General features: G+C 73.4%; 19 protein-coding genes. 7 read left to right on the top strand and 12 right to left on the bottom strand.

Going from position 1 to position 21,241, the window contains the following annotated elements:
* Nucleotides 1–277: 277 nt before the first annotated feature.
* The 3 genes from J5Y04_RS11480 to J5Y04_RS11470 all read right to left on the bottom strand — a co-directional run bounded on the left by J5Y04_RS11480 (nt 278) and on the right by J5Y04_RS11470 (nt 2,702).
* Nucleotides 278–1,324: an SPFH domain-containing protein gene (locus J5Y04_RS11480; protein WP_209411841.1), complete on the bottom strand. Its 1,047-nt coding sequence runs from the start codon at nt 1,322–1,324 to the stop codon at nt 278–280.
* Between the two features lie 10 nt (nt 1,325–1,334).
* A complete protein-coding gene (locus J5Y04_RS11475; protein ID WP_148642383.1) occupies nt 1,335–1,757 on the bottom strand; it encodes an NfeD family protein in 423 nt (140 codons plus the stop codon).
* 153 nt (nt 1,758–1,910) lie between these two features.
* Nucleotides 1,911–2,702 (bottom strand): ABC transporter ATP-binding protein, encoded by a 792-nt coding sequence (locus J5Y04_RS11470; protein WP_209411840.1) that lies wholly within the window; start codon nt 2,700–2,702, stop codon nt 1,911–1,913.
* Nucleotides 2,703–2,849: 147 nt separating this feature from the next.
* Here J5Y04_RS11470 and J5Y04_RS11465 point away from each other — a divergent pair, with 147 nt between their 5' ends.
* Entirely contained in the window at nt 2,850–3,653 is an 804-nt protein-coding gene (locus tag J5Y04_RS11465) for a hypothetical protein (protein ID WP_209411839.1), read from the top strand.
* A gap of 8 nt (nt 3,654–3,661) precedes the next feature.
* Here J5Y04_RS11465 and J5Y04_RS11460 read toward each other — a convergent pair whose 3' ends face one another.
* The 4 genes from J5Y04_RS11460 to J5Y04_RS11445 all read right to left on the bottom strand — a co-directional run bounded on the left by J5Y04_RS11460 (nt 3,662) and on the right by J5Y04_RS11445 (nt 9,334).
* Nucleotides 3,662–4,513, bottom strand: coding sequence for a hypothetical protein (locus tag J5Y04_RS11460; RefSeq protein ID WP_209411838.1), 852 nt, complete (start codon nt 4,511–4,513; stop codon nt 3,662–3,664).
* A 98-nt stretch (nt 4,514–4,611) separates the two neighbouring features.
* Nucleotides 4,612–5,271 (bottom strand): response regulator transcription factor, encoded by a 660-nt coding sequence (locus J5Y04_RS11455; protein ID WP_209411837.1) that lies wholly within the window; start codon nt 5,269–5,271, stop codon nt 4,612–4,614.
* Nucleotides 5,264–6,361, bottom strand: coding sequence for a GAF domain-containing sensor histidine kinase (locus J5Y04_RS11450; protein ID WP_245204666.1), 1,098 nt, complete (start codon nt 6,359–6,361; stop codon nt 5,264–5,266). Before J5Y04_RS11450 ends, J5Y04_RS11455 begins: the two co-directional genes overlap by 8 nt.
* A gap of 384 nt (nt 6,362–6,745) precedes the next feature.
* Nucleotides 6,746–9,334, bottom strand: coding sequence for an FHA domain-containing protein (locus J5Y04_RS11445; RefSeq protein ID WP_307853060.1), 2,589 nt, complete (start codon nt 9,332–9,334; stop codon nt 6,746–6,748).
* A 301-nt stretch (nt 9,335–9,635) separates the two neighbouring features.
* Between J5Y04_RS11445 and serB the strand changes: the two genes are divergently transcribed.
* Nucleotides 9,636–10,898 (top strand): phosphoserine phosphatase SerB, encoded by a 1,263-nt coding sequence (gene serB / locus J5Y04_RS11440; protein WP_209411834.1) that lies wholly within the window; start codon nt 9,636–9,638, stop codon nt 10,896–10,898.
* A gap of 59 nt (nt 10,899–10,957) precedes the next feature.
* Here serB and J5Y04_RS11435 read toward each other — a convergent pair whose 3' ends face one another.
* The 3 genes from J5Y04_RS11435 to J5Y04_RS11430 all read right to left on the bottom strand — a co-directional run bounded on the left by J5Y04_RS11435 (nt 10,958) and on the right by J5Y04_RS11430 (nt 13,232).
* Nucleotides 10,958–11,485, bottom strand: coding sequence for a histidine phosphatase family protein (locus J5Y04_RS11435; protein WP_209411833.1), 528 nt, complete (start codon nt 11,483–11,485; stop codon nt 10,958–10,960).
* A 225-nt stretch (nt 11,486–11,710) separates the two neighbouring features.
* Complete coding sequence (locus J5Y04_RS42835) at nt 11,711–11,833, bottom strand: SGM_5486 family transporter-associated protein (protein WP_256463477.1); 123 nt, start codon at nt 11,831–11,833, stop codon at nt 11,711–11,713.
* Between the two features lie 112 nt (nt 11,834–11,945).
* On the bottom strand, nt 11,946–13,232 hold the full coding sequence (locus J5Y04_RS11430) for an MFS transporter (protein ID WP_245204597.1): 1,287 nt from the start codon (nt 13,230–13,232) through the stop codon (nt 11,946–11,948).
* A gap of 183 nt (nt 13,233–13,415) precedes the next feature.
* Between J5Y04_RS11430 and J5Y04_RS11425 the strand changes: the two genes are divergently transcribed.
* The 4 genes from J5Y04_RS11425 to J5Y04_RS11410 all read left to right on the top strand — a co-directional run bounded on the left by J5Y04_RS11425 (nt 13,416) and on the right by J5Y04_RS11410 (nt 17,997).
* Nucleotides 13,416–14,090 carry a FadR/GntR family transcriptional regulator gene (locus tag J5Y04_RS11425; protein WP_209411831.1) on the top strand — a complete coding sequence of 225 codons (675 nt, stop codon included), beginning with the start codon at nt 13,416–13,418 and terminating at the stop codon, nt 14,088–14,090.
* 345 nt (nt 14,091–14,435) lie between these two features.
* Entirely contained in the window at nt 14,436–14,762 is a 327-nt protein-coding gene (locus J5Y04_RS11420; protein WP_209411830.1) for a hypothetical protein, read from the top strand.
* A gap of 2 nt (nt 14,763–14,764) precedes the next feature.
* Nucleotides 14,765–16,933, top strand: a complete 2,169-nt coding sequence (locus tag J5Y04_RS11415; RefSeq protein ID WP_209411829.1) for a DUF6571 family protein — start codon at nt 14,765–14,767, stop codon at nt 16,931–16,933.
* Nucleotides 16,930–17,997, top strand: a complete 1,068-nt coding sequence (locus J5Y04_RS11410; RefSeq protein ID WP_209411828.1) for a hypothetical protein — start codon at nt 16,930–16,932, stop codon at nt 17,995–17,997. The genes J5Y04_RS11415 and J5Y04_RS11410 overlap by 4 nt, the downstream gene beginning before the upstream one ends.
* Before the next feature lie 91 nt (nt 17,998–18,088).
* Here J5Y04_RS11410 and fabI read toward each other — a convergent pair whose 3' ends face one another.
* Together fabI and fabG are read right to left on the bottom strand one after the other, a co-directional pair.
* Nucleotides 18,089–18,856: an enoyl-ACP reductase FabI gene (gene fabI, locus J5Y04_RS11405; RefSeq protein WP_148642395.1), complete on the bottom strand. Its 768-nt coding sequence runs from the start codon at nt 18,854–18,856 to the stop codon at nt 18,089–18,091.
* A 2-nt stretch (nt 18,857–18,858) separates the two neighbouring features.
* Complete coding sequence (gene fabG / locus J5Y04_RS11400; protein ID WP_148642396.1) at nt 18,859–19,578, bottom strand: 3-oxoacyl-[acyl-carrier-protein] reductase; 720 nt, start codon at nt 19,576–19,578, stop codon at nt 18,859–18,861.
* A 439-nt stretch (nt 19,579–20,017) separates the two neighbouring features.
* On the opposite strand from fabG, the gene J5Y04_RS11395 reads away from it, so the two are divergent.
* Nucleotides 20,018–21,163: an MBL fold metallo-hydrolase gene (locus tag J5Y04_RS11395; protein WP_209411827.1), complete on the top strand. Its 1,146-nt coding sequence runs from the start codon at nt 20,018–20,020 to the stop codon at nt 21,161–21,163.
* The last annotated feature ends 78 nt before the right edge of the window (nt 21,164–21,241 follow it).

The raw sequence follows: 21,241 nt of genomic DNA, 5'->3' as shown, positions 1-21,241 counted from the left end.
TCTCCTCTCGGTCCTGTCCTGCCCGGTCCTGTCCGGTCCTCTCGGTCCCGTCCGGGGCGATCATGCCGGACGGGGGCCGGGCCTACCAGAGCCGCCCATGATTCGGGATGCACAACACACCCCCGGAAGGCCGGAAACGGCCGGAAACAGGTGGGAACGGGCCGGGAACAGGTGGGAACGGACCGGGAACGGCCGAGGGCCCGCCTCCCGTACGGAACGGGGGCGGGCCCTCGGCGCGCGGTGGCCCGGCCACTCGGCCGGCCTGCCGGTCAGACGGTCACTCGGGGTCGATCTTGCGGTACTCGCGGGCCGGGTCGACCCGGGGGCGGGCGGCGCCCTTGGTGTCGGTGTCGAGCGGGCGCGGGCCGGCCGCCGGGTCCAGCGGGACCTGGGTGGCGGCCGGGGCCGGCACGCTGGGCGCGGCGACCGCGCCGCCGTTCGCGCCGCCGTTGCCGGCCAGGCCGGTGAACGCGCCGCCGAGGCCCTTGAGGGCGTCGCCGACCTCGCTCGGGATGATCCACAGCTTGTTGGAGTCGCCCTTGGCCAGCTCGGGCAGGGTCTGCAGGTACTGGTAGGCGAGCAGCTTCTGGTCGGCGTCGCCGTCGTGGATCGCCTCGAAGACCGTCCGGATCGCGGCCGCCTCACCGTCCGCGCGCAGCACCGCGGCCTGGGCCTCACCCTCGGCCTTGAGCACCTCGGCCTGCTTCTCACCCTCGGCCCGCAGGATCTGGGCCTGCCGGGAGCCCTCGGCGGTGAGGATCGCGGCGCGCTTGTCACGGTCGGCGCGCATCTGCTTCTCCATCGAGTCCTGGATGGAGGTCGGCGGCTCGATCGCCTTCAGCTCGACGCGGTTGACGCGGATGCCCCACTTGCCGGTGGCCTCGTCCAGGACGCCGCGCAGGCCGGCGTTGATGACCTCACGGGAGGTCAGGGTGGATTCGAGGTCCATCGAGCCGATGATGTTGCGCAGCGTGGTGACGGTGAGCTGCTCGATGGCCTGGATGTAGCTGGCGACCTCGTAGGTGGCGGCCCGCGGGTCGGTCACCTGGTAGTAGATCACCGTGTCGATGTTGACGACCAGGTTGTCCTGGGTGATCACCGGCTGCGGCGGGAAGGGCACGACCTGCTCGCGCAGGTCGATCCGGTTGCGGACCCGGTCGATGAACGGGACGACGATGTTCAGGCCGGCGTTGAGCGTCCGGGTGTAGCGGCCGAAGCGCTCCACGATCGCGGCGCTGGCCTGCGGGATGACCTGGATCGTCTTGATCAGCGCGATGAATGCCACCACGACCAGGACGACCAGGACGATAAGGACGGGTTCCACGGACTCTCCCCTAGACGACCAGGGCGGTCGCGCCCTGGATTTCGACGACGTCGACCTGCTGCCCCGGCTGGTACACACTGCCGGGGTTGAGCGCGCGGGCCGACCAGATCTCGCCGTTGAGCTTGATCCGCCCGCCCTCCCCGTCGACCTGTTCCGCGACGACCGCGGTGGCGCCCTTCAGCGCCTCGATGCCCATCTTGACCTGCGGGCCCTTCGTCATCTGCCGGTAGGCGATGGGCCGGACCACGACCAGCAGCCCGGCCGAGACCGCGACGAAGGCCAGGACCTGCCACACCACCCCGGCGCCCAGCCCGGCGACACCGGCCGCGGCGAGCGCGCCCACCGCGAACATGGCGAACTCCGGCATCGCGGTGATCACCAGCGGTATGCCGAGGCCGACGGCGGCGAGGAGCCACCAGATCCAGCTGTCCACGTGTCCATCCTAGGGAGCGAAGGGCCTTCGAGGCGGACAGTTCCCGCAGGTGGAGGGACGGAAACCGGTCGCACGTGCGACCGGTCCCAGTTCAGCGGAGTTCAGTGGCGTACGGCGGCTCCGGCGTGGGCCCGGCGGGCCCGGCCGCGGGCCTCAGCCGAGCGGCAGGCCCTGCGCGGACCAGCGGTCCCCGTGCCGCTCCAGGGTCAGCGGCAGGCCGAAGCACTTGGAGAGGTTGCGCGCGGTCAGCTCGGTGTCGATCGGGCCGGCGGTGAGCACCTTGCCCTGACGGATCATCAGGACGTGGGTGAAGCCGGGGGCGATCTCCTCGACGTGGTGGGTGACCATGGCCATGGCCGGCGCGAACTCGTCCTGGGCCAGCGCGCCGAGGCGGCGGACCAGGTCCTCGCGGCCGCCGAGGTCGAGGCCGGCCGCCGGCTCGTCCAGCAGCAGCAGCTCGGGGTCGGTCATAAGGGCGCGCGCGATCAGGGTGCGCTTCTTCTCGCCCTCGGAGAGGGTGCCGAACTTGCGTGCGGTCAGGTTCGACATGCCCAGGCGGTCCAGCAGCACCAGCGCGCGGGACTCGTCGGTCTGCTCGTACTGCTCCTGCCAGCTGACCGTCATGCCGTACGCGGCCGTCATCACCGTCTGCAGCACGGTCTGCTCGGCGGGCAGCTTGTCGAACATCGCGGCGCCGGCCAGGCCGATCCGGGAGCGCAGCTCGAAGACGTCGACCTCGCCGAGCTTCTCGCCCAGGACGGACACCTTGCCGGAGGTCGGGAAGAGGTACGTGGAGGCGATCTGCAGCAGGGTCGTCTTGCCGGCGCCGTTGGGGCCGAGGATGACCCAGCGCTCGCCCTCCGAGATGGACCACGAGACCTGGTCGACCAGCGCGTGCCCCTCCCGGACCACGGATACGTCCACCAGCTCCAGCACGTCGCTCATGCCTACGCCTTCCCCAAACTCGAATCACGGCCGTCGGTGCGGGCGGGCAGCCTACTCCGGCGGCCGGGTGGCACGGAGTGGGTGCGCCGCACACGCATGGGCAAACCTACGCCACGCGGATGACCGCCGATTCCGTAGGCTGGCCGGATGCTCGCGACTCCTGCCGACAATCCGTACGAAGAGCCCCGTTCAGGGCGGCTGACCGCCTGGGGCAACGCCCTGCTGGCCGGTCTGGTGCCGCCCGACAACGCCGCCGCGGCCGTCCTCGGGGCCGACGAGAGCCACCGGGTGACCGGGCTCCCCGGGGACGCCCCGGGCGAGCGGCACGGGCTCACCTGGGCACTCGGACGGCTGCGCGTCCTCGGCGTGAAGGGCCTGCGGCTGGCCCTGCCGAGCGCCGGGCACCCGCTCGGGCTGACCGGCCCGCCGGCGTTCAACGACCGCGCGCTCGGCGCGGGCGAGGCCGTGCTGGCGGTCGGCGTTCCGCTCGGGCTCGTCCCCGAGGTCGAGGTGTTCGGCCCGGCCGGGGACCGCTCGGCGACGGTGCTCTGGCGCTGCGCCGAGGTGAACGACACCCCGCCGGCCGACGTGCCCTCGCTGTACGAGGCCGAGCGCGAGATGGCGGACGGCCTGCGCGAGGCCACCCTGCTGCTCACCCGCCTCGACGTCGCCGGCGCCGGCCCGGAGGCGCTGCGCGCCCTGGAGGCCTACCGCCGCCGCGGCCACGTCGAGCTGCTCGCGCCCGGCTACCCGCCGCGGGCCGTGCGCGTCCTGGAGTCGGCGCGGCAGGTCTCCGCGCTGCTCGCGATCGCCTCCGACAGCCACGGCGCCGCGGTCAGCGCCTCCGAGATGGCCTCCCGCCAGGCCGTCCTGGACCCCCTGCGCCGCACCGCGCGCCGTGCCCAGGTGGCGGCGTACAACGCCCTGGTGGACGAGCGCGACGCCCGCTGACCCGGCACTCAGCCGGCGGACTCCCCGCGCCAGGGGTCGGCGGCGTAGCGCGCCAGCACCTCGGCGCGGTCGTAGCGGCCGTCCGGTCCGCGGGTCAGGCCGCCGCGGGCGGCGAAGAGCTGCAGGCGGCGCGCGGACCAGCCGAGCTCCTCGGCGGCCTCGGCCTCCGAGAGGCTGTCCGCCAGCCGTCGGGTCCGGGCCTGCGCCTCGGCTTCGGCGGCGGCCTCGACCCTGACCAGCCGGGTGGCGACCACCTCCTCCAGCGCCTCGGCCGGCACCGCCGCGAGGGCCTCCTGGCTGTACGTCGGCCACCCCTTGTACTCGCCGGCGGCCCGGAGCACGCCCGCCTCCGCCAGCTGCTGGACGTCCGCGGCCGTCACCTCCAGGCCGGTGGAGTCCGCCAGCGCCCTGGCCGCCTTGACGGCCCCCACCCGGGGGCCGTCCCCCAGCGCGGCGAGGATCCGTGGCAGACCCGCCCTCAGCCCGGCCTCGACGGCCGCCGACCAGTGGCCGCCCTCGACGTCCGGCTCCGGGACCAGCCCCCGCTCCCGTGCCTCGGCGAACTGCCAGCCCACCAGGCCGAGCCGCCGCCGCAGCACCTCCGGCCCGTAGTCGTCCCGCTCGCGGGCCGTCTCCTCGGCCAGCCGCGCGGCCCGCGCGGCCTCCTCCGCCGCGAGCTCCGCGGCGATGTCGTCGCGCCGCTCCACCAACGCCTCGGCCGCCGCCCGCGACCAGCGCCCGCCCTCGACGTCCGGCTCCGGCACGTGGCCCAGCCGCCGGGCCCGGCGCATCAGACGCTGCGACAGGCCCAGCTCCTCGCCCAGCATGCCCGGACCGTACTCGCTGCGCGGTGTCCTCATCCGGCACCTCCCCCGTGGTCGTCGACGTCCCAGGCTCGCACACGCCACTGACAGTCCGTCAGTCGGCTCTCCCCCGGCTGCGGCCGACGCCCCTGCGGCTACCGTCCCTCCCGGGCCTCCCCGTGCCGGACCGCCCAGAGCGCGGCCTGGGTGCGGTCGGCGAGGTCCAGCTTCATCAGGATGTTGGAGACGTGCGTCTTCACCGTCTTCTCGGACAGGTGCAGGCTGCGGGCGATCTCCCGGTTGGAGCGGCCGTCGGCGATGTGGCCGAGCACTTCGCGCTCACGCTCGGTCAGGGTGCCGCCGCGTCCCTGCGGCGGGCGCGGGCCGTCGTCGGAGAGCAACGCCTCGGCCAGCTCGGGCTGGAGCAGCACGTGCCCGGCGTGCACCGAGCGGATCGCGCCGGCCAGCGCCTCCGGGTCGACGTCCTTGTACACGTACCCGGCGGCGCCGGCCCGCAGCGCGGGGACCATGGTGCGGTGCTCGGTGAAGCTGGTGACGATCAGGATCCGGGCCCGGCTGCCCTCGCCCTTGAGCGTGCGCAGCGCCTCGATGCCGTCCATCCCGGGCATCTTGAGGTCCATCAGGACGACGTCCGGGTCGAGTTCGCGGGCCCGGTCGACGCCCTCGGCGCCGTCGGCGGCCTCGCCGACCACCTCGATGTCGTCCTGCACCTCCAGGAAGGTGCGCAGGCCGCGACGGACGACCTGGTGGTCGTCGACCAGCAGGACGCGGATCGCTGGCGTGGTGTCAGGCACCGGGGACCTCCATCTCGACGACCGTCCCCGCGCCGGGGGCCGAGTCCAGGGTGAGCGAGCCGCCGACCGCGGAGGCGCGGTCGCGCATCGAGGCCAGGCCGAGGTGGCGGCCGGCCCGGCGGACGGAGTCGGGGTCGAAGCCGCGCCCGTCGTCCCGGACCCGCAGGACGGCGCCGCGTCCCGGCGTGCCGGTCAGCGTGACGGTCACCCGCCGGGCGCCGGAGTGGCGCAGCGCGTTGTGCAGGGCCTCCTGGGCGACCCGCAGCAGCGCCGCCTCCTGGGCGGGCGGCAGGGCGCGCACTCCGTCGGCGGCGAAGGCGACGTCGGCGCTGTGGGCGCGGTCGAGGACCTGCACCTGGGAGGCGAGGGTGGCGCTGAGGCCGTCCTCCTCCAGGGCGGCGGGCCGCAGTTCGACGACGACGGCGCGCAGTTCGTCGGCGGCCTCGGCGGCGAGCCGGGCGACCTCGGCGAGTTCGGCGCGGGCGCGCGCCGGGTCGCGCTCGACCAGGGTGGCGGCGGCCTTGGCGGTGAGGCGCAGCGAGAAGAGCTTCTGCGAGACGGCGTCGTGCAGGTCGTGGGCGATCCGGGCGCGCTCGCCGGCCAGGGTGAGCTCCCGGCTGCGCTCGTAGAGGCGGGCGTTGGAGAGGGCGAGGGCGGCGTGGGCGGCGAGGATCCGCAGCAGCTCCTCGTCGTGGTCGGTGAAGCCGCCGCCGCCACGCTTGTTGGCGAGGAAGATGACGCCCATGACGAGCGGTTCGTCCTCGGTCGCGTCGGTGTCGAGGACGGGCATGCCGAGGAAGGCGCCGAGCTCCGGGTGGGCGGCCGGCCAGCCCTCGAACGCGGGCGCCCTGCGGACGTCGGCGAGCCGGGTGGGACCGGTCTCGTGGAGCATCTTGGCGAGGACGCCGTGCTGGCGGGGAAGCGGGCCGATGGCCTTCCACTGCTCGTCGGTGACGCCGTCCACGACGAACTGGGCGAAGCCCCCGTGGTCGTCGGGCACGCCGAGGGCGGCGTACTCGGCGTCGAGCAGGCCGCGGGCGGAGGCGGTGATCCGGCGCAGGACCTCGCGCACCTCCAGGTGGCGGCTCATCGCGAGCAGGGCCCGGCTGACGGCCTCGATGCCGGCGAGGCAGGGCTCGCAGGCGGGCAGCGGGCCGTCGGGCGGCGGGCCGACCGGGATCCGGTCGACGGGCAGCAGGCCGGCCCGGGGGCGGCGGTCGGTGGGCGGGGTGGGCATACCGCCAAACTACCGCCGCCGGACGGGCCGCCGCGTCGGTCCGGGGGCGCGCGGGGAGCAGGTCCGCAGACCTAGGGCGCCGGGCCCTCCGAGGGGGCCGGGTACGCCGAGGGGGCCGGGTACGCCGAGGGGGCCGGGTACGCCGAGGGCGCCGGGCCCTCCGAGGAGGCCGGGTACGCCGAGGGGCGGCCCTCCCCGTCCCCGGGATGGGCCGCCCCTGTCGAGCGGTGGAGGGCGTCAGCCCTTCTGCATGACCTCGGGCTCGTGGCGGCGCTGGAGCCGCGTGATGACGATGCCGAGGACGACCGAGATCGCCACCAGTGCGCCGGCGTCGATCAGCAGCTGGCCGACGCTGTGGTCCCACAGCGGGTCGTACTCGGGGTTCTTGAAGTCCTTGTTCCACGGACCGAGCAGGTGCGAGAGGTCCAGCGTGGTGGCGACCATGCCGGTGCCCCAGCGGGCCGGCATCAGCCAGGCGGCCTGCTCCAGACCGGGCTTGCCGAAGATCTGGAAGAGGCAGCCGGTGAAGACGACCTGGACGATGGCGAACATGACCAGCAGCGGCATGGTCTTCTCGGCGGTCTTCACCAGCGCGGAGATCATCAGGCCGAACATCATCGCGGCGAAGCTCAGCAGGATCATGCCGATGGTCATCTCGATGAGCGGCATGTTCTTGACGATCAGGCCGTGCTCGGGGAGCTTGCGCGGCAGGAAGCCAACGGCGGAGATGATCGCGCCCTGGATCACGCTGAAGACGCCCAGCACGATGATCTTGGACATCATGTACGCCGAGCGGGACAGGCCGGTGGCCCGTTCTCGCTCGTAGATCGCCCGCTCCTTGATCAACTCGCGGACCGAGTTGGCCGCGCCGGAGAAGCAGGCGCCGATCGCCATGATCAGCATGATCGTCGCGGCCCCGCTGTTGATCCCGAGCTGGCTCTTCGGGTTCGGCGCCAGGCCCGCCGCGTTGGGGATCAGCACGCTGACCGCACCGATGACCGCGGGCAGCAGCACCGACAGCGCGAGGAAGCCGCGGTCGGAGGCGAGCACGGACATGTAGCGCCGCATCAGCGTCCACAGCTGGGAGCCCCAGCTCTGCGGCTTCGGCGGCCGGACGGCCTCCTGGGCCACCTGCACGTGCTGCACCTCGCCCGCCTCCACGGTGGGGGCGGAGTACTGCTGGTAGTGCACCGAACCGCGGTAGCGGCCGGCCCAGTCGTGGTCCGGGTAGTTCTCGAAGGCCTGGAAGACGTCGGCCCAGGTCTCGTACCCGAAGAAGTGCAGCGCCTCGTCCGGCGGGCCGAAGTAGGCCACCGAGCCGCCCGGCGCCATCACCAGCAGCCGGTCGCAGAGCGCGAGTTCGGCCACCGAGTGGGTCACCACGAGGATGGTGCGGCCGTCGTCGGCGAGGCCGCGCAGCATCTGCATGACCTCGCGGTCCATGCCCGGGTCGAGGCCCGAGGTGGGCTCGTCCAGGAAGATCAGCGACGGCTTGGTGAGCAGCTCCAGGGCGACCGAGACACGCTTCTGCTGGCCGCCGGAGAGCGCGGTGATCTTGTTGTCGGCACGCTTGTCGAGGCGCAGCTCGTACAGCACCTCGTCGATCCGCGCCTCGCGCTCGCGGGCCTCGGTGTCGCCGGGGAAGCGCAGCCGGGCCGCGTACTTGAGGCCGGTGCGGACCGTCAGCTCCTTGTGCAGGATCTCCGACTGCGGCACCAGGCCGATGCGCGAGCGCAGTTCGGCGAACTGCTTGTAGAGGTTGCGGCCGTCGTACAGGACGTCGCCGCGGTCGGCCGGGCGGTAGCCGGTGAGGGCACGCAGCAGGGTCGACTTTCCGGAGCCGGACGGGCCGATGACCGCGACCAGGGACTTCTCCGGGACGCCGAAGGAGACGTCGTTGAGCAGGACCTTCTTGCCGCTCTTGAAGTCGACCTCGACGGTCAGGTGGCGGGCGGAGAAGGAGACGGCGCCGTTGTCGACGAACTCCTGCAGCTGGTCGCCGACCAGGACGAAGCTGGAGTGGCCGACGGTCAGGCGGTCCTGCGGGCCCATCAGCTGACGCTGGACGCGCATGCCGTTGAGGAAGATGCCGTTGTGGCTGCCGAGGTCGACGATCTCGTACCGGCCGTCGGGCAGCTGGCGCAGCTCGGCGTGGTGACGGGAGACCTGGAGGTCGGAGACCACGATGTCGTTGTCGAGCGCGCGGCCGATCCGGACGGTGTTCATCCCGGCGCTCAGGCTGCGGATCATCGTCGGCTGCGGGCCGCCGGCGTCGTGCCTCGGGGCCTGCTGCTGGGCCTGCTGCTGGGGGAAGCCGCCCTGCGGGCCCGGCTGCGGGAAGCCCTGCTGCTGCGGGAAGGGCTGCGGCTGCGCCTGCGGCTGTCCGCCCCACTGCTGCTGGGGCTGCTGGGACTGCTGCTGGACCGGGGGCTGCTGGGCCCACGGCTGCTGCTGGGCGGGCGCCTGGGGCTCCGGGGCGTGGGCACGGCTGGTGGCGGCCTCGTGCCAGGCGGGAGCCTGCGCGGCGGCCTGGGCGGGCGCGGAGAAGCCGAGCCGCGGCCCGTTCTCGGCGTTGCCGAGGTTGACCACGGCACCGGGGAAGAGCTGGGCCTGCATGGTGCGGGCGCCACCGGTGTACGTACCGTTGGTGCTCCCGTGGTCGTCGAGCTGCCAACCCGCCCCGTTGAAGGAGATGGTGGCGTGGTGCCAGGAGACCCTGGCGTCGTCGAACGGGAAGTCCGACTGCGGGTTGCGCCCGATGGTGTAGGACCGCCCCGGCTCCAGAGTCCGCTGCTGCCCGTTGATCTCAATGACGAGTTGCGGCACTGCTCGCCTGCCCCGCTCTCTCGGTCCCCCGATTGTGGCCCCCGACCGGGGGTGCAATGATCCTGAATCTGACGGGCGAATCATTCCAGCCCGTCGCCCGTTGACGAAAGTCACCCCCGGTGACTGTGACCAGGCGGCAACGATTCGCGGACGGCCCCGCCACCACCCCCGGCCGTCACCTCTGCGCAACCGCCCGGTCACCGGGGTGGCGCGCGCCCGCTCCGCGCCTCCTCCACCGGCCCGTCCACGACGCGGACGGGTGCCGTGACCTCGCCGGACGCCCGGTAGCGTGGGAGGCATCATGAACGCATCGCCCTTGGCCGCCGAGCCGTTCCCCGCCCCGCAGCCCCGGACCGAGGACGAGCGCACCCTGCTCGTCAAGGTGTTCGGCAAGGACCGCCCCGGCATCACCGCCGGCCTCTTCGCCACCCTGGCCGGGTTCGGTGTCGACGTGATCGACATCGAGCAGGTCGTCACCCGTGGCCGGATAACGCTGTGCGCCCTGGTGACCCCGCCGGCCGGCGGCGCCCCCGGTGCCGAGGGCGAGCTGCGCTCCACCGTGCACCGCTGGGCTGAGGAGCAGAAGCTCCAGGCCGAGATCATCTCCGGCATCGGCGACAACCGGCCGCGCCGCGAGGGCCGCTCGCACGTCACCGTGCTCGGCCACCCGCTGACCGCCTCCGCCGTCTCCGCGCTCACCTCCCGCATCACCGCCTCGGGCGGCAACATCGACCGCGTCTTCCGGCTGGCCAAGTACCCGGTGACCGCGGTCGAGCTCGCCGTCTCGGGTGTCGCCACCGACGAGCTGCGCGCCGAGCTGGCCCAGGAGGCGGCCACCCAGCGGGTGGACATCGCCGTCGTCGCGGCCGGGCTGGAGCGCCGGGCGAAGCGGCTGATCGTGATGGACGTCGACTCGACCCTGATCCAGGACGAGGTGATCGAGCTGTTCGCCGCCCACGCGGGCTGCGAGGAGAAGGTCGCCGAGGTGACGGCCGCGGCGATGCGCGGCGAGCTGGACTTCGCCGAGTCGCTGCGGGCCCGGGTGGCGCTGCTGGCCGGCCTGGACGCCGCCGTGACCGAGAAGGTGCGCGCGGAGGTCCGGTTCACACCGGGGGCGCGCACCCTGATCCGGACGCTCCAGCGGCTGGGCTTCCAGGTCGCGGTGGTCTCCGGCGGGTTCACCCAGGTCACCGACCACCTGGTGGAGCAGCTGGGGCTGGACTACGCGGCCGCCAACACCCTGGAGGTGGTGGACGGGAAGTTCACCGGCCGGGTCGTCGGCGAGATCGTGGACCGGGCCGGCAAGGCCCGCTGGCTCGCCCGCTTCGCCGAGCAGGCCAAGGTGCCGCTGGAGCAGACGGTGGCGATCGGTGACGGCGCCAACGACCTCGACATGCTGAACGCGGCCGGGCTGGGCGTGGCCTTCAACGCCAAGCCGGTGGTGCGCGAGGCCGCCGACACCGCGGTGAACGTGCCCTTCCTCGACACCGTCCTCTACCTGCTGGGCATCACCCGCGAAGAGGTCGAGGCGGCCGACGTGCTGCACGGCACTCCGACGGAGTAGCTCCCGCAGGGGCGTGAGGGGCGCGGGGCATCATCCCCGCGCCCCTCACGTGCATCCGGTCAGTCCTGCGGGGTGTGGTACGAGACCAGTGCGGCCACGCCCGGCTCGACGCCCTTCCACGAACCGCTGAAGCTGAGGACGGCGATCGCGGCGGTCGGGAAGCCGCCGAGCCGCAGCCGCTCCAGCGCGTCCCGGTCGCCCTCGTCCCCGGCCAGCACCTGGGTCAGCCCGAGCACGCCGGGGTTGTGGCCGACCAGCACCAGATCGGCGTACTCCTCCGGGGTCTCCTGGAGGACGGTGATGATCTCGCCGGGGCTGGCCTCGTAGACCCGGTCCTCGTACACCGTCTTCCGGGAGCGCTTCGGCAGCTCGTGCGCGGCGAGCTTCCACGTCTCCCGGGTGCGCAGGGCGGTGGAGCAGAGCACGTAGTCGGGGTTGATGCCGGAGTCGGCGAGCCAGCGACCGGCGTCCGGGGCCTGATGGCGGCCCCGGTCGGCCAGCGGCCGCTCGTGGTCGTCGACGCCGTTGGGCCAGTCGGCCTTGGCATGGCGGAGAACGATGATCCTGCGGGGCGTGTCGGCGCTCATACCCAGCAAGCTTGGCAGAAAAGCCGCCGGGGGGCGCGATGCTCCCGGTTGCCGCCACCCTCAGGAGTGGAGGGTGCCATCATGCGGCGTTCGCCGGGGCTTCCCGTGCCGGCCAACGGCAGGTCGCCGGACGGTCGGGCGCAGGTCGTGGGCGGTCGGCCCGGGGCCGCCGGACGGCCGCGGGAAGATCGCCGCCGGCCGGCCGGCCGGGTTCCGGGGCGGACGTCAGCCGAGGTTCTTGGCGACGGTGGCGACGATGATCAGCAGGACGACGATGCCGGCGATCGCCGCGGCGAGCTGGCCGAGCTTCTTGTGGCCGTCGGTGGGGTTCGGTTCGAGTACGGGCATGACCGGATTCTCCCACTCCGGCCGTGCCCGCCGGGAACCGGCCCCTCGGAGCGGGTCGCCCCTCGGGACGGGCCACCCCTCGGACCCGCCCGTCGTCCGTCGCCCGCGCCCGTCAGGCCTTGGCGGGGGCCGCGGGGCGCACCGCCTCGTCCTCGATGTGCCGGGCCAGCGCCGCCCGCAGGCCGAACAGCATCTGAGGCACCAGCAGCAGCGCGAGGAAGCCCAGCGGCAGGTACCAGTCCCCGGTGGCCTGGTACAGCCGGCCGATCAGGATCGGGCCGGGGATGGAGATCAGGTAGCCGACGCCCTGGGCGAAGGCGGAGAGCTGGGCCACGCCGCCGGCGGTCCGAGCGCGCAGGCCGATCATGGTGAGCACCAGCGGGAACGCGCAGTTGGAGAGACCCACCAGGGTCGCCCAGACCCACGGCGCGGCGGCCGGGGCGAGGGCCAGGCCGGCGTACCCGGCGATGCCGCAGGAGGCGAGCACCACCACGAAGAGCCGCTGGTCGCCGCGGCGGGCGGCGAGGTTGGGCAGCACGAAGGAGACCGGGACGCCGATCACCATGGTCAGCGCCAGCAGCACCCCGGAGGTGCCCTCGGAGACGCCGGCGTCCTGGAAGATCTTCGGCAGCCAGCCCATCACCACGTACGCGCCGGTGGCCTGGAGGCCGAAGAAGCAGGCCATCGCCCAGGCCGTCCGGCTGCGGGTGATCGGCAGCCGGTCGGTGGCGGCGCCGCCGCCGGCCCGCTCGCCGCGCTCGCGCTTGAACACCAGGACCGCCAGCCAGAGCAGCAGCGCGACCCCGGCGAGCCCGGCCCAGACCCCCAGGCCGACCCGCCAGTCGCCGCCGAGCGCGCCGGTCAGCGGCACGGTGACGGCCGCGGCGAGCGAGGTGCCCGCCGACAGCGACATGGAGTACAGGCCGATCATCGGACCGACCTTCTCCGGGAAGTAACGCTTGATCACCACCGGGATGAGCACGTTGGAGACCGCCACGCCCGCCAGCGCCAGCGCGGTGAGCAGCAGGAAGACCGCCGTCCCGCCGGCGAACGAGCGGGCCAGCACGCCCGCGGTGATCGCGCCCATGCCGGCGGTGATCACGGCGACCGGGCCGAGCCGCCGGGCCATGCCGGGCGCGGCGAAGCCGAAGAGCGCGAAGCAGAGCGAGGGGACGGCGGTGAGCAGGCCGGCGACCGTCGGGTTCATCCCGAGGTCGGCGCGGACCTGGTCGAGCAGCGGCCCGAGGCTGGTGACGACGGGGCGGAGGTTGAACGCGGCGGCGGCGATCGCGACGGCGAAGAGCCAGCCGAGGTACCTGCTCCGGGGTGAACGCGGCTGCTCGGTCTGCGGCCGGACCCCGGAGCGCGGGGCGGTGGTGGTGTCTGCTGCGGGAGGCATGCGGGCCATCATAGAATGATGGGATGAATTAGCGCACCTTGGAATTGGCATGATGTCCCGACCCCCGGAAACACGGCCCGCCCCCGTAGCACCGCCCGACCCCCGTAGCACCGCCCGCCGAACGCCAACCCACCCACCGGCCGCCGCCCCCACCGTCGCCGACCGAAGCCGCAAGGAGTCCCCGTGGCGCTGTCCTCTCCGAGGCGCACCCCGCTGTCCGACCAGGTGATCGCGCAGCTGCGCGCCCAGATCACCTCGGGCGAGTGGCCCGTCGGCTCGCGCATCCCCACCGAGGCCGCCCTGGTCGAGCAGCTCGGTGTCGCCCGCAACACCGTCCGCGAGGCCGTCCGCGCCCTCGCCCACAACGGCCTGCTGGACATCCGCCAGGGCTCGGGCACCTACGTCCTCGCCACCAGCGAGCTGGCCGGGGTGATGCACCGCCGCTTCGCCGACGCCGACCAGGCCCAGGTCGCCGAGCTGCGGATCACCCTGGAGACCTCCGCCGCCGGCCTGGCCGCCACCCGCCGCACCGACCGCGACCTCGCCCTGCTCGACGCGGCCCTCGCCCGCCGTGAGGAGGCCTGGCAGTCCGGCGACGCCGAGGACTTCGTCCAGGCCGACGCCGCCTTCCACCAGGCCGTCGTCGCCGCCGCCCACAACGACGTCCTCGCCGCCCTCTACGCCGACCTCGGCGAGGTCACCCGCGCCCACCTGCGCCACGACGTCGGCCCGGAGCTGATCGCCGAGCGCTACCTCGGCCACGACGAGATCCTCGACGCCATCCGCGCCGGCGACTCCCAGCGCGCCTCCTTCGAAGCCGGCCGGGCCATCGGCGCCTGCGCCCCCACCGACTCCTGACCCCGGAGCCCGGGGCCCGCCCCCGGGCCCCGGACCCACCGGCCGACGACCCGCACGGCGGCACCGACGCCCGTCACCCCGGCGGGCACGGCGGGCGCCCACCGCCCCCGGCCGATCAGGACCTCACCACCGCAATCCCGCCTCGACGTCCGCGCGATCCACTCGTCACTCCCCGCGGCGATCCGAGCACAGGGCGTGCCGGCCGGCGGTGACGTGCGGGTGAGGGCGGCGGTTCCACGTGTACGGAACGTCTTCCCGCGGCCGGGTTTTGGCGTGCTAACGTCCCGTGGAAAAATTTGCGGGCGGTCAAGGGCCGGCCAAGGACGGGCAAAGCGGGGAGATTCGATGGCTGATCCGGACGCGAAGCCGGGCGGGGTTCCGACGCAGGTGTCGACGGGTGCGCTCGACAAGGCCGCCACCTCGCTGGACGGCATCGCCAACGACAGCACCGCCGCGGGCAAGACGGCCGACGAGGGCACGGCGGCCGCGGCGACGCAGTTGAGCGGCTGGGACACCGCGGGGGCACTGCGCGGGGCGCTGCAGGAGTGGCACGAGCAGGTCGCGCAGCTCAACGGACGCCTCAACCAGGAGGCCGGGATGATGCGGCAGACCCACACCAACTACGTCAGCGTCGAGCACGGCATCGCGTCGTCGTTCACCGGAGGGGCGTGAGCATGCTCGGGTTCGAAGACGTCATGAAGGCCGACCTGTCGGGCATGGCCAAGGCCGCCGCCGACTGGACCGAGATGGCCCGGAAGTACGAGGCCGTCCAGCACCGGCTGGAGAACGAGGTGCTCTCGGTCACCGGAAACGGCGGCCTCTGGCTGGGCTCCACCGCGTCCGCCGCCAACCAGCACGTCCTGTTCACCAAGCAGCAGACCATCGACGCGCAGACCGAGGCGAAGGCCGTCGCCTCGATCATCACCGACGCGCACGGCGACTTCGAGTCGGCGCAGAACAAGCTGAAGCAGACCGTCGAGGACGCCCGGAACGACGGCATGAAGGTGACCGGCACCGGCGCCGTCGTGTTCGACGTCGGTGCGCTCGACCCCGCGACCAAGGCCGCCTACCGCCACGAGCCGGACTACCAGCGCGAGCGCAACGAGGCCGCCGGCAGGTGGGCGCAGAAGATCAAGGTGTACCTGGAGGAGGCCACCGCCGCCGACCAGCGAGCCGCCCTCAAGCTGCGCCGCGCGGCGAAGGTCGGTGACCTCGTCAACCAGTTCAACGGCCAGGCGGTGGGCGGCGGTGACGTCGCCGACGGCACGCGCGCCGCCGAACTCGCCCAGCGGCTCAAGGACGGCGGCAAGCTCAGCCCGGAGGAGCTCGCCGAGCTCAACAACCTGATGAAGGCCAACTCGGGCAGTCCCGAGTACGGCCGGACCCTCCTGACCGCGCTCGGCCCGGAGGGCACCCTGCTGCTCGCCGACGAGCTGGAGCTGCGGATCAACGACCGGGACGGCAAACTCAAGGGCGAGTACGGCGAGTTGCAGACCAACCTCGCCAACACCGTCGCCGGTGCCACCCGTGACCCGAAGAGCCCGTTCTACCAGGAGTTCCGCAAGGGCCTTCAGGAGGCCGGCGTCAAGAACATCAACAAGCGCCACTTCGGCGGCGGCGCGGAGCCGATCTACGGCTACCAGACCCTCGCCACCCTGCTCCAGCACGGGAACGCCGGGTACGGCAAGGAGTTCCTGAACGACCTCGGCACCGACATCGTCAACGCCGAGCGGGGCGACAAGAACCGCTGGTCCTCGCACCAGTTCAACGGCCCGCGCCCGGACCTCGTGCACGACCCCGTCGACGGCGTGCTGAAGCTGATGGGCCAGAACCCCGAGGCCGCGACGATGTTCCTGGACCCGAAGTCGCCCGGCGCCGACGACCGGCTGAAGTACCTGCTGCGCGACCGCGAGTGGCCGACCTCGTACGTCAACACCCTGTACGGCCCGCCGATCATGGACAAGACCACCCACCAGGCCGGGCTCGCCGCCGCGTTGGAGGCGGCCGCCACCGGCGACGTCCCCGGCGAGGGCACCCACCACGGTGGTCCGCACACCCCCGCGCAGGCCCGCGTGATGCAGGGCGCGATCGACGCGCTGGACGCGGACGGCAAGGGGGCCGAGGTCCACGAGGACCTGCGCCGGCCGCTGGCCAACGCCCTCTCGGACTACGTGGACGACACGCACCGGATCCTGAGCGAGCACGTCAGCAACGCCGCCCACGACGGGGCCTGGGAGGAGAGCGGCGCCGGCCACCTCGGCGGCACCAGCGACCACCTGGTCCGGGTCATCCGCGGCGTCTCCGAGGAGCCCGAGGCGTACGCCACCCTCTACAACGCCGAGCGCGCCAAGTCCGCGGAGATCGTCTCCGGCCTGCCGGCCGACCCCCGGGTCAACGACGGCGACCGGACGCTGCCCGGCCAGCGGGTCGGCACCGCGCTCGGGGCGTACGACGCCGTCCGCTCGTCCGTCTTCCTGGACGAGAAGGACGACCGGATGGAGTGGGCCGAGAAGACCGGCGAGCTGGTCTCCTCGATCAGCGGCACCGCGACCGGCTTCATCCCCGAGGCCGGCGACGTCGTCGGCGGGCTGGCCGACCAGGGGATCAACTCCTGGGTGGACCACGTCAAGGAGGAGGCGCAGCACAAGGGCAACCTGGACACCTCCAACGGGCACCAGGCCAGCCTGACCCAGAGCAAGCAGATGGTCCTGGAGTGGGGCACCGACCACGGGTACGGCGAGAACGCGCAGATCGTCGACCAGATCTCGGCGTCCATGGACACCGGCCACGACACCGGGTACAACAACGCGGCGATCGCCCTCGGACGGAACGGTCAGAAGTGAGCCCCTCCCGCCGCGCCCGGCGTGTGCTGCTGATCGTCGTCCCGGTCCTCGTCCTCGCCCTGGGGGCCGGCGGCTACGCGGCCTGGCGCTACACCGACCTCTTCACCCCGGACCGGCTCTGCGGGGGCGCCGTCGCGACCGGGGACGTGCAGAAGGTGCTGGGCGGCGGGAGGGTGAAGGTCGTCGACAGCAGCTTCTCGAAGGACCGGGCCGACCCACAGGCCGCCTGCATCATCGACGTCGGGGAGGACGGCGGGACGGCCGCCGAGCTCACGCTGCGGACCCACCGGGTCGACGCCCTCGACCGCGACGTCACGGTCGACCCGGGGATGTCCCAGCCCGACCGGGGACCGGTCGGCGCGTTCTCCAACGGCACCGGCTGGCTGATGCTGCCGCCCGGCTGCCGGCTGCCCGTCCGCGACCGTGACCGCCTGGCCGCCCGGGACGCCGACGTGCTCACCGTGGACGTGCACCACCGCGGGAAGCTCACCGACTGGCAGGACGTGCCCGCCAAGGAGACCCCCTCGCCCGAGACCCGGGCCGCGCTCGCCCGGCTGGCCGCCGGGTTCGGGGCGACGGTCGCGAAGTCCTCCGGCTGCGGCACGGCCGACGTGCCGGACGTCCACCTGACGGCGGCCGGCACGTCCTGGCAGCCCGCCGTCGACGGGCAGCTCTGCGGCCTGCCGGGCACGGGCACCGGCACCGGCGCCCAGGGCCTGGTCCAACGGGTCAGCGACCCGGCGGCGCCGATCCGGACCTGCTGGGTCTACGACGGGACCCTGAACGAGCCCGCGATCCGGTTCACCAGCAGCACCGCGGCCCGGTACCCGGCGCTCGTGGCCGGGCCGGAGTCCCTCGACAAGCCCCTGCCGGCGGGCTGGCGGGGCAAGGGCTCGGACAGCGTCGTGCTCGCCCCGTGCGGGAACGGCAACGTGTTCCTCCACCTGGCCGGGCGCGATCCCTACCTCGACCCGGCGGTCCCGACCCGCGACACCCCGCTGTTCCGGTCCTGGGCCGACGCCACCGGCACCGGCCTCGGCTGCGGGCCCCTCACCCCGGGGTGACCCGCCCGGCACGCTCGGCGTGACCCGTACAGCACGCTGCCCGGCACCCCTCGCGGGGGTACCGGGCAGCGGCGTCCGTGCGTGCGGACCGTCAGGCGCCGATGGCGTGCAGGCCGCCGTCCACGTGGACGATCTCACCGGTGGTCTTCGGGAACCAGTCCGACAGCAGGGCGACGACACCGCGGCCGGCCGGCTCCGGGTCGCTCAGGTCCCACTTCAGCGGGGAACGGGCGTCCCAGGTGGCGGCGAGGTCGCCGAAGCCCGGGATGGACTTGGCGGCCATCGAGCCGATCGGGCCGGCCGAGATCAGGTTGCAGCGGATGTCCCGCTCGCCCAGGTAGCGCGCCAGGTAGCGGTTGGTCGACTCCAGCGCGGCCTTGGCCGGGCCCATCCAGTCGTACTGCGGCCAGGCGAACTGCGCGTCGAAGGTCAGGCCGACCACCGCGCCGCCGTCCTGCATCAGCGGCAGCAGCGCCATGGTCAGCGACTTCAGCGAGTACGCCGAGACGTGCATGGCGGTGGCCACGGACTCCCACGGGGTGTCCAGGAAGTTGCCGCCCAGGGCGTCCTGCGGGGCGAAGCCGATCGAGTGGACGATGCCGTCCAGGCTCGGCAGGTGCTCGCGGACCTTGTCGGCGATGCCCGCCAGGTCCTCCTCGCTGGAGACGTCCAGCGACAGCACGGTGACCGGCTTCGGCAGCTTCTTGGCGATCCGCTCGGTCAGGCTCGGGCGCGGGAAGGCGGTGAGGATGATCTCGGCGCCCTGCTCCTGGGCGAGCTTCGCGGTGTGGAACGCGATGGAGGACTCCATCAGCACTCCGGTGATCAGGATCCGCTTGCCCTCAAGGATTCCACTCATGTTCAGTGACCCATGCCCAATCCGCCGTCGACGGGAATGACGGCTCCAGTGATGTACGCGGCCTCGTCCGAACCGAGGAACCGCACGGTGGAGGCGACCTCGGCGGGCGCCGCGTAGCGGCCCAGCGGCACGCCCGAGACGATCTCCGCGCGGCGCTCGTCACTGAGCACTGCGGTCATGTCGGTGTCCACGAAGCCGGGGGCGACCACGTTGACGGTGATGTTGCGCGGGCCCAGCTCGCGCGCCAGCGAGCGCGCGAAGCCCACCAGGCCGGCCTTGGAGGCGGCGTAGTTGGCCTGGCCCGGCGAGCCGGACAGGCCGACCACCGAGGAGATCAGCACGACCCGGCCCTTGCGGGCGCGCATCATCAGCTTCGAGGCGCGCTTGACCACCCGGAACGTGCCAGTGAGGTTGGTGTCGACGACGGAGGTGAAGTCCTCCTCGGACATGCGCAGCAGCAGGGTGTCGTGGGTGATGCCGGCGTTGGCGACCAGCACCTCCACGCCGCCGTGCTTGGCCTCGACCTCGGTGAACGCCGCGTCCACCTGGGCGGCGTCGGTGATGTCGCAGCGCACCGCGAGGACGTCGTACTTGGCCAGCTCCGCGGGGACCTCACCCGAGCGGCTGGTGATGGCGACCTTGTCGCCCGCCTCGGCGAAGGCCAGGGCGATCGCGAGGCCGATGCCCCGGTTTCCTCCGGTGACGAGAACCGAGCGGCTCAACGATCCACCTCTCTCCGTAAGTGTGCGCACGTCGGAATGCGTACGCAGTGTGACGCTATCGGTCGTCCCGGGGCTCGGACGCATCGGTCTCCCACAGCGCCGCCCCGGAGGAACTGTCGCAATCCGACAATCCGTGCCCATGCCGGTTCCCCGGATCCCACACCGGGCCACACCGGGCCACACCGGCACCGTACCTCCACCGCCGGTGCCGTTGTGGCCCCCCGCGGTCCCCCGGGGCCCCGCCGCCGCCGCTCCCCCCGCCCCACCGGGCCCGGTGCCGCACGGCGCCGGCGGCCCGGCCGGCCCGCCGGGAACACGCGCCGCGGCGTACCCGTTCCCCCCGGTGGTGCGGGACCACCGGGGCCGACCGCACCGCTTCCCTGGAAGGGCCCCGGCGGCCCGGCGATTCACGGGGCCGACGAGCGAAGGCAGAGCGCGGATGATCGAGGGACTGCCCGGTACCACCAACCGACGCGGACGACTGCTGGCCCTGGCCGCCCTGGCCGCAGGAGCGGGAGCCGCCGCCTGGGCCCTGCGCGACCTGCCGGCCGCGTTCGGACGGCGGCCGGACGGCGGGCGCGAGGAGCGGGTGCGCGACTCGCCGCAGTACCGCGACGGGGTCTTCCACAACGCGCCGTCCACGGTGGCCCGCGCCAAGTCCACCCCCGACTTCGACCGCGACACCGTGCGCCGGATGCTGTTCCAGCGCGAGGGCCGGGTACCCGCGCACCCGGTGCCGACCGTCCGCCCGCCCGGCGGGTCGCGCCCGGCCGCCGAGGGCGTGGAGATCACCTGGTACGGGCACGCCTCGGCGCTGGTCGAGATCCAGGGCACCCGGGTGCTGCTCGACCCGATCTGGAGCGAGCGCTGCTCCCCGTCCGCGCACGTCGGCCCCAAGCGGCTGCACCCGGTGCCGGTGGAGCTGGAGGAGCTGCCGCAGGTCGACGCGGTGCTGATCTCGCACGACCACTACGACCACCTGGACATGGCGACGGTCAAGCGGCTGGTCCGCAGCCAGTCGGCGCCGTTCGCGGTGCCGCTCGGCATCGGCGGGCACCTGCGCCGCTGGGGCGTCCCGGAGCACCGGATCATCGAGCTGGACTGGGACGAGACCTGCAACCTCGGCGAGCTGGCGGTCACCCTGACCTCGGCCCACCACTTCTCCGGCCGCGGCCTGACCCGCAACACCACGCTCTGGGGTTCCTGGGTGATCGCCGGGCCCACCCGCAAGGTCTTCTACACCGGGGACTCCGGCTACTTCGAGGGCTACGCGAAGATCGGCGCGCAGCACGGCCCGTTCGACGCCGCGCTGGTCCAGATCGGCGCCTACGACGCGGCCTGGGCGGACATCCACATGACCCCGGAGGACGCCGTCCTCGCCCACCGCGAGCTGAACGCCGGCCTGCTGGTGCCCGTCCACTGGTGCACCTTCAACCTGGGCCTGCACCCGTGGTCCGAGCCGATCGAGCGCCTGCTGGCGGAGGCCAAGCAGCAGGCCGTGCCACTGGTGGTCCCGCGCCCCGGCGAGCGCGTCGACGTCGACAACCCGCCCGAGCTGGAGGGCTGGTGGGAGAGCGTCGTCTGACGCCCGCACCGCGGCGGCCCGGCCGGGCGGCGGGCCGGTCGCCCGGGCCCGGCGTCAACCGACGCGTGTCACCGGGGA

This window comes from Kitasatospora sp. RG8 (assembly GCF_017813315.1).
Classification (GTDB): Bacteria; Actinomycetota; Actinomycetes; order Streptomycetales; family Streptomycetaceae; genus Kitasatospora.
The sequence above is the reverse complement of the archived record's forward strand: the minus strand, read 5'-3'. Positions and strand labels throughout refer to the sequence as shown.